General features: G+C 44.1%; 12 protein-coding genes and 1 pseudogene. 7 read left to right on the plus strand and 6 right to left on the minus strand.

Annotated elements, in window-relative coordinates:
• Positions 1-20: 20 nt before the first annotated feature.
• From AC4MBN_RS02925 to AC4MBN_RS02950, 6 genes and pseudogenes are all read left to right on the plus strand, one after another.
• Positions 21-1823: an ABC transporter substrate-binding protein gene (locus tag AC4MBN_RS02925; protein WP_491880629.1), complete on the plus strand. Its 1803-nt coding sequence runs from the start codon at positions 21-23 to the stop codon at positions 1821-1823.
• A 19-nt stretch (positions 1824-1842) separates the two neighbouring features.
• Positions 1843-3846, plus strand: coding sequence for a M3 family metallopeptidase (locus tag AC4MBN_RS02930; RefSeq protein WP_004783325.1), 2004 nt, complete (start codon positions 1843-1845; stop codon positions 3844-3846).
• 17 nt (positions 3847-3863) lie between these two features.
• Positions 3864-4802, plus strand: coding sequence for an ABC transporter permease (locus tag AC4MBN_RS02935; RefSeq protein WP_004783323.1), 939 nt, complete (start codon positions 3864-3866; stop codon positions 4800-4802).
• Between the two features lie 7 nt (positions 4803-4809).
• Positions 4810-5958 carry an ABC transporter permease gene (locus AC4MBN_RS02940; RefSeq protein ID WP_491880630.1) on the plus strand — a complete coding sequence of 383 codons (1149 nt, stop codon included), beginning with the start codon at positions 4810-4812 and terminating at the stop codon, positions 5956-5958.
• Between the two features lie 10 nt (positions 5959-5968).
• Positions 5969-7696 (plus strand): ABC transporter ATP-binding protein, encoded by a 1728-nt coding sequence (locus tag AC4MBN_RS02945; RefSeq protein WP_004783320.1) that lies wholly within the window; start codon positions 5969-5971, stop codon positions 7694-7696.
• Between the two features lie 227 nt (positions 7697-7923).
• Positions 7924-8689: pseudogene (locus AC4MBN_RS02950) on the plus strand (IS5-like element ISAba31 family transposase).
• 68 nt (positions 8690-8757) lie between these two features.
• Here the strand turns inward: AC4MBN_RS02950 and rluB are convergent.
• The 3 genes from rluB to AC4MBN_RS02965 are packed head-to-tail and all read right to left on the minus strand — an operon-like array spanning position 8758 to position 11225.
• A complete protein-coding gene (gene rluB / locus AC4MBN_RS02955; protein ID WP_004783318.1) occupies positions 8758-9801 on the minus strand; it encodes a 23S rRNA pseudouridine(2605) synthase RluB in 1044 nt (347 codons plus the stop codon).
• A 42-nt stretch (positions 9802-9843) separates the two neighbouring features.
• Positions 9844-10434, minus strand: coding sequence for an SMC-Scp complex subunit ScpB (scpB, locus tag AC4MBN_RS02960; RefSeq protein ID WP_419365634.1), 591 nt, complete (start codon positions 10432-10434; stop codon positions 9844-9846).
• Positions 10431-11225, minus strand: coding sequence for a segregation and condensation protein A (locus AC4MBN_RS02965; protein WP_491880631.1), 795 nt, complete (start codon positions 11223-11225; stop codon positions 10431-10433). Before AC4MBN_RS02965 ends, scpB begins: the two co-directional genes overlap by 4 nt.
• A gap of 449 nt (positions 11226-11674) precedes the next feature.
• Between AC4MBN_RS02965 and AC4MBN_RS02970 the strand changes: the two genes are divergently transcribed.
• On the plus strand, positions 11675-12238 hold the full coding sequence (locus tag AC4MBN_RS02970) for a hypothetical protein (protein WP_491880632.1): 564 nt from the start codon (positions 11675-11677) through the stop codon (positions 12236-12238).
• Positions 12239-12264: 26 nt separating this feature from the next.
• Here AC4MBN_RS02970 and AC4MBN_RS02975 read toward each other — a convergent pair whose 3' ends face one another.
• The 3 genes from AC4MBN_RS02975 to AC4MBN_RS02985 all read right to left on the minus strand — a co-directional run bounded on the left by AC4MBN_RS02975 (position 12265) and on the right by AC4MBN_RS02985 (position 13940).
• A complete protein-coding gene (locus AC4MBN_RS02975) occupies positions 12265-12537 on the minus strand; it encodes a hypothetical protein (RefSeq protein ID WP_491880633.1) in 273 nt (90 codons plus the stop codon).
• Positions 12538-12575: 38 nt separating this feature from the next.
• Positions 12576-13193: an L-threonylcarbamoyladenylate synthase gene (locus AC4MBN_RS02980; protein WP_180130128.1), complete on the minus strand. Its 618-nt coding sequence runs from the start codon at positions 13191-13193 to the stop codon at positions 12576-12578.
• A gap of 84 nt (positions 13194-13277) precedes the next feature.
• Complete coding sequence (locus AC4MBN_RS02985) at positions 13278-13940, minus strand: elongation factor P hydroxylase (protein WP_491880634.1); 663 nt, start codon at positions 13938-13940, stop codon at positions 13278-13280.
• Positions 13941-14000: the final 60 nt, after the last annotated feature.

The following is a 14000-nucleotide window of genomic DNA, read 5'->3' on the forward strand; positions in this document are numbered from 1 at the left end:
TGAGAAGATTAAGAACCAGTATGAATGTGAATACAAACGCTTTAAAAAAGCTGGCCAGTGGGGTTTTAATAGCCAGTTTAATGATGGCAGGTGCTGCACCCACATGGGCTGCCAATCCCGCCAATCCGAATAAAGTCTTAAAAACGGTCTTTCCCGCGGCTGAAACCGGTTTTGATCCCGGTTATATCCATGACCGTTATTCTGCCAAGATTAACTCGGCGATTTTCGAAACCTTATATACCTATGATTATCTGGCCTCCCCAGCGAAACTGGTGCCATTGACTGCGGTAGATATGCCTCAAGTCAGTGCAGACGGTTTGACTTATACCATTAAAGTTAAAAAGGGCATTTACTTTGCAGATGATCCGGTCTTTGGCGGTAAAAAACGTGAACTGACCGCCTATGACTATGCCTATTCTCTAAAGCGTCTCTTAGATCCAAAGCTTAATTCACCAAATAGCTGGCTGCTGGATGGTCGGATCAAAGGGCTGGAAGCATGGACAGCCATGGCCAAAAAGAATGGCAAAGTCTATGAAAATCCATTTGAAGGCATTCAGACTCCAGATCGCTATACCTTGGTACTCAAGCTGAATAATCCGGATCAGAATTTTCCGATGTTGCTGGCCCACGGTCCAGCTGCCGCAGTCGCACGCGAAGTCATTGAAAAGTATAAAGACAAAGCTGGCTGGGTGATGAGTAAGCCGGTCGGTACAGGGCCTTATGTACTTAGTCGCTGGACACCGGGATCACGCATTATCTTAAAGCCAAATCCGGCTTACCGTGGTTTTGTATGGAATTATAAAGCCAATAGTGCAGGAGACCAGGCGATTGTCAGTGCGATGCAGGGCAAAAAAATGCCTCAAATCGGCACCATTGATGTGCGTGTCATTGAAGAAGCCCAATCACGGATGTTGTCATTTAAGAAAAATGAACTGGATCTGGTGGAAATCGACGGCGATCTGGTCGTGCAGGCATTGGATGGTGACAAGTTAAAACCTGAGCTGGTCAAGCAAGGCATCAAGCTGTCGCGCATGTTGGAGCCATCGATTAACTACCATTACTGGAATATGCAAGACCCGGTGGTGGGTGGTTTTACACCAGAAAAAATAGCCTTACGTCGTGCGATGGCAATGGCTTTTTCTGTTGAAAACATGATTAGCGTATTACTAAAAGGAGATGGCGCAAAACTGCACATGCCTATTCCGCCAGGAGTTGCAGGCTATTCACCCGCTTATAAAACCAGTACGCCATATTCGGTCAAGGCAGCCAACATGTTGCTGGATCGCTATAACTACAAGATCGGTGCGGATGGCTGGCGGAGAACTCCTGAAGGCAAACCTCTGGTGATTGAACTGATTACGGCCAATACCAGTCGTGGTCAGCAACAGGGCGAATTCTGGAAAAAGACCCTAGATAATATTCATATCAAACTGACCAGTAAGGCCATGCCATTTGCTGAAGGCATTAAGCTGGAAAAGCAATGTAAAACCATGTTTAAAAGCTCTGCATGGATTGCCGATTATCCGGATGCTGACAACTTCATGCAGCTGTTCTATGGCAAAAACGTCAATGTCACCAATAATGCCTGTTTCAAGCATGCGGAATATGACCGTTTATATGAACAGAGTCAGAGCATGCCACCGGGTCCTGAACGGGATCTGGTTTATCGCAAAATGACCCGTATTCTAGAGGTCAATATGCCAACCATGATGCTGTATAGCACCTACCGTAATGCATTAGCGCAACCTCATGTTGTTGGACACAAGTCCCATCCGATTCTGTCTACAGAATGGATGTATATCGATATTGATACAAAAAAGTAAGAAAAAGCTGGAGATGATGATGACATTAAAACACTTGAAATTTACCACACTCTGTCTGGCGATGATCGGGGGATCTCAAACCGTCATGGCAGAGACCCAAACCCAGCTTTTGCCTTTATTCAAGGCTGCAGAAATTCCGGCATTGTGCGATGCCAATCTGGATAAAATGCAAAAAGATATCCAGAAATTTGAAAGCCAGAAAATTAAAAACAAGGCTGAAGCCCGTCCTTATCTGGCAGCTTGGGATACATTGCAGGCATCGATCGGTGATTTTGTTTCGCCAATCGGTTTATATAGTAATGTCGATCCTGATCCGGCCTTGCGTCAGGCGGCAGATGACTGTGAACTGAAAATCAGTAAATACCTGACTTCCATGTATCAGAGTCCAAAACTGTATGCCCAGTTCAAGAAGCTGAAAGCCACAGATCCGGTCGATGAAAAATTCCTGAAAGATATTCTGAATCAGTTTGAAAAAACGGGGGTACAACTCAGCGCAGAGAAACAGAAGCGTCTGAAGGAAATTATTGAAGAAAGTACCAAACTGGGGCAGGACTATTCCAAGAATGTACGTGATAACCCTGAAAAAGTTGAATTCACTGCTGCAGAGCTGAAAGGTTTACCTGCGAGCTATATCGCCGGTTTAAAGAAAAATGAAAAGGGCAATTATCTGCTCGGCTTCGACTATCCGGAATATCAGCCATTTATGGAGCTGGCAGAGAGTGATGAAGCACGTAAACGCTATCAGACTGCCTATACCCGTCGTGGTACCGAGAAAAATCTCGAATACATGAAAAAGGCCATTGATCTGCGTTATGAACTGGCCCAGCTATTCGATAAAGACAGCTATGCTTATGTTGCCTTAAAAGATCGCATGGCCAAAACCCCAGAAGCAGTCAATAGTTTTCTGGATGAGGTTTATGCCAAAGTTGCACCATTAGAAAAGCAGGATGTTGAAGAATTACGTCAGTTCAAGGCAGAAACCTTAAAAATTCCGCTGGAAAAAGCAGAGATTGAGCGCTGGAGCCAAGGCTACTGGAGTGAAAAACTGCGTCAGGCTAAATACAAAGTGGATCAGGAAAAACTGCGTGATTATTTCCCGACTGAAGCGGCTCAAAAATGGTTATTTGCCGTATCTTCCGATTTATATGGAATTGAATTCAAGCCGGTAAAAGTCAAAGCCTGGCACGATGAAGTTGAATACTATGCCGTGCATGACAAAGCTACTGGTGAGTTTATGGGCGGACTATATGTTGATAAATACCCACGTGAAGGTAAATATGGCCATGCTGCAGTCTGGGGCGTTTATGGTGGCAGCCGTTTAAATCATCGCCGTCCGGTCTCTGTTTTGGTGACTAACTTCAACCGTAAAGGTCTGAACAGTAATGAACTGGAAACTTTTGTACATGAAATGGGTCATGCGCTACACGGAATTTTATCGAAAACCCGTTATACCGAGCAGTCAGGCACATCGGTAGAGCGTGACTTTGTTGAAGCACCTTCGCAAATGTATGAAGAGTGGGCGCGCCGTTTCGAGACTTTATCTAAAGTAGCGGATTACTGTGAACCTGCTTGTCCTCGTGTCGATGAAGCCATGACCGAGCGCTTAAAGAATGTGAAAAATTATGGTCGCGGCCTGCATTATGCCCGTCAGACTTTATATGCTCAGTACGACATGGCCCTGCACGGTAAAGATGCGAAAAGTATTGATCCATTAAAACTCTGGCAGGATATGGAAAGTAAAACTGCGTTGGGTTCTGTTCCAGGTCAGCAATTCCCGGGTCAGTTCGGACATTTGATGGGTGGCTATCAGGCGGGTTATTACAGCTATATGTGGTCTGAAGTGCTGGCACTCGATATGTTGTCTGCTTATGGTGATCATCTGATGGATCCGAAAGTCGGCATGCATTATCGTGAGACTGTACTGGCACAAGGCGGACAAAAACCGGGCGATCAGATGGTTAAAGATTTTCTGGGCCGCGAACCGGACAGCAAAGCTTTCTTTAATGAAATTTCAGGACATTAAGTCAAGGAAGGAAAGTGATGCTGGCATATATTATTCGAAGGATTTGGCAAATGATCCCCACCATGCTGGGGGTGATTCTGCTGATTTTCCTGTTATTTAACTGGGTCGGGGGAGATCCGGCCTATATCCTGGCCGGTAAAATGGCCAATGCTGAGCAGATTGAAAACATCCGTCAGCAGCTCGGGGTCGATCAGCCCTATTACGTACAACTGTGGATTTTTATCCAGCAGATTTTGACCTTTGATTATGGCGTGAGCTGGAGTACCGGTGAGTCGGTATCCCAGATTATTACCACGCGTTTGGGGCCGTCACTGACCATTTTGATTCCACTCACGATTCTGCAAACGATTGTTTCAATCATTCTGGCGCTCGGGGTGGCTTCAGTGCGTGGTTCGCTGACTGACCGCATGATCATGATGCTGTGTACCATCGGTATGTCGATCAGTATTCTGGTCTATATCATCGTATTCCAGTACGTCTTGGCTTATGAACTGAGCTGGTTCCCGGTACAGGGCTGGAGCGATAACTTTACTGAAAATTTATTCAAATATGCACTATTGCCAGTATTAATCATGCTGGTGGTGAGTATTGCACCGACTTTACGTCTCTACCGCAGTTTTGTTCTGGATGAAGTCAATCAGGATTATGTCCGTACCGCACGTGCCAAAGGTCTGGGCGAAAGCCGCATTCTGGGCGTGCACGTACTGCGCAATGCTTCGATTCCAATCATTACTGATGTCATGGCGGGACTTCCGGCTTTACTGATCGGTGCTTTCCTGATTGAACGTTTCTTCGGTATTCCTGGCATTGGCCGTGAAGTGATTATCGCAGTTGAACGTTCTGACTTTCCGGTAATTAAAGCGATTACGGTCTATGTTGCGGCTGCGACCATGTTATTTAACTTGATTGCCGATCTGATCTATAAATGGGTCGATCCACGTGTACAGTTGAAGTAGGTGAATTATGCTGAGTGCGATATTTAAAAAAGAGCAACATGCTTCAGCAGTGCCTGAGTCTGCTTCAACCGGATTATGGCAGCTGGCGTTGCGTCGTCTGAAACGTGACCGTATTGCGATGTTCTCCCTATTTGTGGTGCTGTTTTATCTGCTGATGTTGCTGCTTTCCATGACCGGTATGATTGCCAAGGAGTGGAATAAGGAAGTGGCGGTGAGTTATGCACCCCCAAGTTTTATTTATACACCGTCTGTACCTGGAGCTGCAGGTGAAGATCAAAGTACTGAATCTGCCGTAGTGCCAGTTAATCCAGTTGATCCTTTAAAAGATGTGATTGCAGAACTGGAAGCAGAAATTGCTGCTGAACAGGGCGCAGGTGTGATTGATTATTATGGTGTAGTCGATCCACTGGCTGAAGATATGAAAGCCATTGATCAGGAATTAGGGGGTCAGTTACTGGATCAGAGTAGTGAGCTTAAACAGAGCCTATTCTTTGGCGCAGATAAATGGGGTCAGGATGTATTACTGAAAACCATTAAAGGTGCAGAAACTTCGATCTTGGTTGGCTTGATTGCTGCGCTGGTTGCAGTGGTGATTGGTACTGTACTGGGTGCGATTGCTGGCTATTTCGGTGGCTGGGTCGATGATGTGCTGAACTGGTTCTATAATATTTTTACTTCGATTCCTTATCTGTTGCTGGTGTTAGCGATTGCAGCAGTACTGCAACAAAAAGGGATTTTATCGATTATCCTGATTTTGGGTCTGACTGGCTGGACCGGGGTGTTCCGTTTGGTTCGTGCTGAATATATGAAGCATACTGCGCGTGAATATGTACTGGCGGCTAAAGCCATTGGGGTAAGCAATATGCGCCGTATCTTCGTGCATATTTTCCCGAATGTCAGCCATATCGCTTTGGTTCAAATGTCCATTCTTGCAGTGGCCTTTATCAAGTCCGAAGTGATTCTGAGCTTCTTAGGCTTTGGCGTACCGATTGGGGTAGTGTCATGGGGTAGTATGCTGAATGAAGCACAAAGCGAGCTGATTTTAGGTAAATGGTGGCAGTTGACTGCGGCATCGGTGGCGATGGCGGTACTGGTGACAGCTTTCTCAATGTTTACTGATGCATTACGTGATGCATTAGATCCAAAACTGAAATAGGAGCGCAGCGATGTCTGAAATGAATCCAAGTACAGCACCCGCGTTACTTCGCGTAGACAACCTACGCGTCAGTTTTAAAGGTGAAAATAAACAGTATGTGGAAACGGTCAAAGGAATTTCATTTGAAATTCCGGCCAATACCACAGTGGCGTTAGTTGGCGAATCCGGAAGTGGTAAATCTGTGACTTCATTAGCAGTGATGGGACTATTAGCACCTGAGAACTCGAAGGTCGCTGAAGACAGTCAGATTCTGTTTGAAGGGCGTGATTTGCTAAAACTCAAGTCGAGTGAAATGCGTCAGATCTGTGGCAAAGAAATTGCCATGATCTTCCAGGAGCCAATGTCTTCATTGAATCCAGTATTTACCGTGGGGATGCAGATTTCGGAAATTCTACGTCTGCATTTGGGTATGAATAAAAAGCAGGCCCGTCAAAGAACACTGGAACTGTTGCAGGAAGTTGGCATTCCTTCTCCAGAAACCAAGATTGATGCTTATCCGAGTCAGTTGTCTGGTGGACAGCAGCAACGGGTCATGATTGCCATGGCAATTGCCTGTGAACCGAAGCTCTTGATTGCCGATGAACCTACTACAGCATTAGACGTGACTATCCAGAAACAGATTCTGGACCTGCTTGAATCCTTGCGTCAGCGCCGTCAAATGTCGATGTTATTCATCAGTCATGACCTAGCGGTAGTTGGTGAAATTGCGGATCAGGTCATTGTAATGCGTTATGGCGAGATTCGTGAGCAAGGTTCGGTGACAGAAGTCCTGAACAATCCTCAGGATATTTATACCCAAGCCTTGTTGCATTGCCGTCCACAGCTGTCGCACCGTCCTTTGCGTTTGCCGGTGATTAGCGACTTTATGAAACAGGATAGTCTGGCGCATGACCTGCATGCGAATGCTCCGCCACAAAAGGAACGTTCTCGTGGTCTAAAAGGTAATGAAGAGATCATTCTCGATGTACGTGATCTGAAAAAATCCTTCTATAGCCGTAAAGGCCTATTTGGCAAAGATGAATTTCAGGCCGTGAAAGGGGTGTCTTTTCAGCTGGCTAAAGGCAAAACCTTAGGGCTGGTTGGGGAATCAGGTTCTGGTAAAACCACGATTGGTTTGCTTTTGATGCGTCTACAGCAAGCCACAGGCGGCAAGGCGCTGTTTCAGGGCAAAGATATCTTGTCGATGACGGAAAAAGAGTTTACGGCCTATCAACGTAAAATCCAGATCATTTTCCAGAATCCGTATGCTTCGCTGAATCCGCGTTTTACCGTGGGACAAATCCTGATGGAGCCGATGCAGATTCATCATATCGGTAAAGATGACGCAGAACGTAAACAGATGGCACTCGATTTACTGGAAAGGGTCAGCTTACCGGCTCAGGCCTTCTATCGTTATCCACATGAGTTTTCAGGTGGTCAGCGTCAGCGGATCGCGATTGCACGTTGTCTAACTTTAAAGCCTGAGATTCTGATCTGTGATGAATCGGTGTCAGCACTGGATGTATCCGTACAGGCACAGGTGTTGAATCTATTGCAGGATTTGCAGGATGAATTTGGTCTGAGTTATATCTTTATTTCGCATGATTTGTCAGTGGTGAAATATATTTCTGATCAGATCATGGTGCTAAATCATGGTGATCTGGTGGAAATTGCCAACTCTGATGATCTGTATCAATCTCCGCAACACGACTATACCAAGCGTCTGTTAAGTGCGATTCCTCAGGGTATTCCGCAGTAACTTGCTAAAGTACGAAATAAAAAATGCCCACATTGCTGGGCATTTTTTTATGATTGGAATCTATTTTTATGAAGCAGGAGGAAGATACCCGTCTTTTATATCGGGTTCTATTGAGAAGACCAGGGATAGATAAAATTGAGTCATTATTAGGGTGTGTTGACACTTTTAGCTTAAAAAAATAGCGAAGTAGTAAAATCAAATCACCAAACCCAATTTTACTATTCGCTATGCCTCGTACCATGCTGACAGATCAACACTGGCAAAAGTTGAAAGTTATTCTGCGTAATTTATCCATTCACCACAACTCAAATTTACGCAATTTTATTGAAGCTATTCTCTATAGAATTAGAACAGGCTGTCCGTGGCGAGATATTCCTTCTTGTTTTGGTCATTCCAATTCTATTTTCAAACGTTTTAATCGTTGGTCAAGCAGCGGTAAGTTACTTAGATTATTCAAATTACTAGCCTCATGCCCCGATATGGAGTGGATTTTTATTGATGGCTCTCATGTACGTGCTCATCAACATTCTGCCGGCATAGCGAATCAATCTATTTCTAAAAGTGTAGGAGGAAACTCCTCAAAAATACATTTGATTGTTGATGCACATGGCAATCCTATTGATTTCATGATTACCGATGGAACCACACATGATGTTAAAGTTGCGCCTGATTTAATATCAACATTAGATTTAAAAGAGACAAAAGTGGTATGTGCAGATAAAGGCTATGATTCAGAACCACTGCGTGAACAGATCAGGAAAACAGGGACTAAAGCGAATATACCAAAGAAAACGAATAGCCAATCGAACAATGACCATATGGACTGGTATTTATATAAAATCAGGCATTTAGTTGAAAATATGTTTTGTAGATTAAAGCAATTTAGAGGAATAGCTACTCGATATGACAAGCTCAAAAGAAATTATCAAAGTTCTGTTGCCTTAGTCTGTATATTTTTATGGCTACCGTTATAGGGTTAATTATGAACAGTAAGTGTCAACAGACCCTATTGTTCTTGCAAAAAAAAAGAGCCACCGAAGTGACTCTCTCTTATTCAAAGCTTAGAACTTTTTAAAGCCTTTATTCGCACCATATAAACCGCGTGGTGCATTGCCTTCACGATTTTCGCGGCGACCAAACTGGTTGTCTTCACGGTTGTCACGACGTGCAAACTGGGTGCCATTCTGGTTTTCACGACGACCAAAGCCCTGATCATCGCGACGTTCACGATTGTTGTATTGCGGCTGCTGCTCATCGGTATCACGGCGTTGCTGACGCAGGTAACCACCACGGCGCGCTGCCATCGGTTTTTCCTGCATACGTTCATTACGACGTTTCGCCATACCAAATAAGCCGGTACCTTGACGCGGTTTCAGCTCAACTGATTTGGTCAGGTTGTCGATATCCTGTTTATCCAGTTCAATCCAGCGACCTGTACGAAGTTCACGTGGCAGAATCACGGTACCGTAACGGGTACGTAGCAAGCGGCTGACTTTCAGGCCTTGTGATTCAAAGATACGACGAACCTCACGGTTACGACCTTCTTTCACGACAACTTGATACCAACGGTTGATCCCGTCACCACCCAGTTCAGAGAATGATTCAAACTTCGCAGGACCATCATCTAGCACCACGCCTTTCAGCATGTTGTTTTTCAGTTGTGGAGTCACTTCACCCATGACACGAACCGCATATTCACGTTCGATTTCATTGGATGGGTGCATTAAACGATTTGCCAGTTCACCGTCATTTGTGAACAGTAACAGACCGGTCGAGTTAATATCCAGACGGCCGACCATTACCCAGCGATCGCCTTGAATTGATGGCAGGTTGTCAAATACTGTTGGACGCTGTTCAGGATCGTTACGTGAACAGATTTCGCCTTCTGGCTTATAGTAAATCAGTACACGACGACGGATTTCGTCTTCGATCTGGAACTGCACTTTACGACCATCGATGCGAAGCTCATCACCTGGTTCGATTCGTTCACCCACTTGGGCAATCTGCCCATTTACACTCACACGACCTGCGGCAATGACTTCTTCCATATAACGGCGAGAACCCAAACCAACACGTGCAAGCACCTTTTGCAACTTTTCACTCATGACAGCATAACCTTAGAAATAATTATTCAACAGTTCACCTATTTATGACTTCGGTGCATTCGCATCGAGCGCCATAAAAGCTTCCTTGGCATCCTGCAGGGGAGGCAATTGGCCTAAAGAATTTAAGCCAAACGCATTTAAAAATTGTGGCGTTGTCACTAACAACGCAGGTCTTCCAGGGAGTTCACGAAAGCCGGATTCTTTAATCCAGTTCCAGTCAAATAGCGTACGCAAAATCTGACTGTTATTCGTGACACCACGAATTTGTTCAATATCAGCTCGGGTCACTGGCTGATGATAAGCAATCACCGCAAGCATCTCCAGTAATGAAGGTGACAGGCGTGTCGGTCGCTCAGGCCAGGTCTGTGCAATAATATTACGATATTTTACACGCACTTGAAAACGGTAACCTTGCACAGTTTCAACCAGTTCAATAGAACGGCCATGCATTAGCATAGAAAGCTGCTGTAAATACTGGCGCAGCTCCTGCTTGCTATAGCGATCCTGAAATGCTTCTTTCAGTCGAGCTAAGGAAACTGGGGAATCACTGGCAAAAATAATCGCTTCCAGCTGCATCAGCATTTCATGCAGATTATCTTCCGCAGACAAGGAGATATTATGTTCTGTGTTCATGCGTGTGCTCCTTGAATTGCGAGCGGTGCCTCAATGCCTGAGGCAATAATTTGAATTTTTTGCTGGCGGGTAAGTTCTAGTACAGCCATAAAGGTCACGACTACACCCATGCGTCCCTGACTTGGCTTGAGTAAGTTATCAAAAGACAAGACTTCACCAGATTCCAGACGGCTTTCAATATAGGCAATCCGTTCTTCCAGTAATACCGGTTCCTGTTGTACTTGATGAATGACCGGTTCAGGGCGGTTAAAGACACAAAGTAAGGCATCACGCAGCAGATCGGCACTATGACCTTCATTCGGCTGGATAAACTCGCCTAAATGAACATTGGTCTGAAAGGTATCACGTTCCAGAATCGTCATCTGACCCAAACGTTCTGCAGCCTGCTTGATCCTTAAATAATTTTCCAGACGCTCAATCAGGTCCTGTTTTGGATCCTGTTCAACCACAGCCATGCTTTTCGGTTTAGGCAGTAATAAACGGGATTTGAGATCGGCCAGTAAAGCAGCCATCACCATATAATCCGCGGTTAGTTCAATATTCAGGGATTTCATCGCATCCATATAGGACAGATATTGGGAGGCAATCGGCGCGATATCAACCTGTAACAGGTCAAAACCATTTTTCTGGATCAGGTAGATTAAAAAGTCGAGGGGGCCTTCAAAATGTTCTAACAGAATTTCAAACGCTGCTGGAGGAATATACAGATCCTCTGGAATCGTATTTTGCCATTCATCCAGAACCCGGATGTTTGGAGCAGATTCCATAGCGTTATGGGGCATTTGAGTCATTACAATTATAAGCCACGCGAATTTTCAAAGGCATGAAATGGCTTATTCCCCGAGCTGTTGTCAGGAGAAAAAGCACATAATTTAGTAGTTGGCATTGTACTGGAAAATTGTCGTTAAATAAAATAGATATGCATTCAAATGCAAAAAAACCATATTTATTTTAGGAGAAATTTTATTTTTTTAATTGGGTAAAACGCACAAGTCTGATATTAAACAGCATATTAGCTAAAATTAAATGCAATATAGTCTAGGTGGCTTAAGAAACTGTAACTTCATATAGAAAATTTTTACAAGATTCTCAGCACCTATTAAATAATGACTCAGTGAAAGCTCATCAGGAGATATGTGATAAAAATAAGAAAAAACAGTTATCTATCGACTAAAAAATAAACTAATATAGCCAAAAAAATATTGATAAATAACAACCATAGATCAGGTTAATTATAAAAATGCCAATCATACTTGTATTAATCGGCGTCATCGGCTTAGGGGTATTCTGGGGCTATCCTCAATATCAGCTTATGCAGCTTGAAAATGAAATGCGTACCAATCTGAAGTCTGGCGGTTTTTCCAGCTTTGTCGAGCAGGCCAAACCAATGATGCAGGCCATGAAACTGGATTTTAGCGTACTGGATCAGTATCCCCATATTCGTTTCTATATGCGTAATACGCTTTATACGGGCAAAGATTTACCCGACGGTGTTACTGCAATGGTCAAAACCATGAGCTGTAATTCCATTGATTCTTTTAGGACTATGGAATCCAAAGCCCGGACTGCGTTATTGAATGTGCTTGAAGAGGATCAAATCACTTTTCATGTTTCAGTCAAAAACAGGTTTGGTGCTGAACTGGCAACTCATCAGCAAAAACTGTCGGAATGTCCAAACTTCTTGCAGTTAAAACATTATAAAGAAGGTGATCCGTTACCCCCAAAGCCAAGTTTGAATAATCAGGTTCCTTCGGTTGCACCAGCGGTCAGTACATCTACCCAGGATCGTGCAGCGAGCTATTAAATCTTGGCATGCGTGATAAGGTTATTTTAATTTTGCTCTTGCAATACATATTCGATGACACGCTGACAGGTATCTGCCAGACAAACATTGTTTGTTGAATAAACTTGTAGAAGTTTTCTTGCCATCGCGATCTCAAGAAAGTATGCGTATTCAATATTGTTGATATTCAGATTTAATTCTGGTTTGGAATTTTTATCGATAGACGTTGCCTTGGATTCCAGTGTCCAAGGCAATTCGGCATAGATTAGATGATCGGCAGGAAATTCATTCAGATTCAGGAGGATATAAAACAAATCCATTTTATTTTCTTCTGAGACTTCATTAGAAGCGACTTTATTTATTCAAAAGCACTGACATCACCGACACCACGACGAATCACTTCAGGCTGATCTCCTGATAAATCCACAATAGAAGTCGTACTTAATGTGCCCAGTCCACTGTCGATAAACACATCAATACGCTTACCGAGTTGCATCTCAATGTCATAAGGATCATCTAAAGGATCCGTCTGATCTGGTAGGATGAGTGTTGACGTTAGTAACGGTTCACCGAGTTCTTTCAGCAGCATCTGACACACAGGATTGGTAGGGATACGCAAACCAATGGTTTTTTTCTTCGGATGCATTAAACGTTTAGGCACTTCGCTGGTTGCCGGAAGAATAAACGTGGTCACAGCAGGTGTATTATTTTTCAGCAAACGATAGACGGCATTGTCGACTTTGGCATAAGTCGCAAGATCGGATAAGTCACAGCAGATAATGGCATATTGGTGCTTAGGTCCTAGACCACGAATCTGCGCGATTCGCTCCATCGCATGTTTATTACCAATCTGGCAGCCAATCGCATAGGCTGCATCGGTCGGATAAACCACAACATCACCGGCACGAATACGTTCTACCGCCTGACTGATCAGACGAGCTTGCGGATTATCCGGGTGTACACGTAAATGCAGCATAAATATTCCTCCCAACCTGCCTTAAACTTATTATGAAATGCCTTTGTATAAAGTAACAATAACAAACAGGTAGATTTGTGTAATTTAATCAAGCATTTCACGTTGAAATTCATCAGATTGTAAACTTTTGCCCGCACGGATGCAGACACAGATACAATCAATGAAGCGTTTGGCATCACGTGGCAGTTTGGCTTCACCACTAAAATAGCGTTGCACCTGGGTATAGACATTATCTTTAAAGCTGGAACCATCGCCACCATCACCGGTTAAATTATCCAGAGACACACGGAACTTACGGCCAAATGCTTTGGAGAACATCCATTCAATCGCTTGTGGCTTGATTTCGACCTGCTCAAATAATGCCTGCTGTTCCTTGGTGCGGCCATCTGGCGCATACCAGTAGCCCAGATCTGGCAGCAGACGGCGCTTGTCACCGGCAATAGTCCAGTGACTGATTTCATGCAGAGCACTATTAAAGAAGCCATGCGCAAACTGGATCCGGGCAGGGCTATCTTTTGTTGCCGGGAAATACTCCGGTTCAAACTCACCACGGACTAAAGTGACATTTAGGTGGGAAAACCAGTGATTAAAGTGTAAGATGAGCCAATCAACCTGTTCCGCTTCTGAGGATAAATTCGCCCACGGTAAGCGTTGCACTTGCTGTAGTGAGCTGTCAGAATCGGAGGTTGAAAGTGTGCTAACGAGTGATGAAACATTCACTTCTGTTTGCGGCTGCAACAGATGCATGACTGAAATTACCCAATTGGTCTGTCTAAAAATAAGTACAAAATTGTATCTTAATCTTTG

Source organism: Acinetobacter sp. CAU_H_60 (assembly GCF_058599385.1).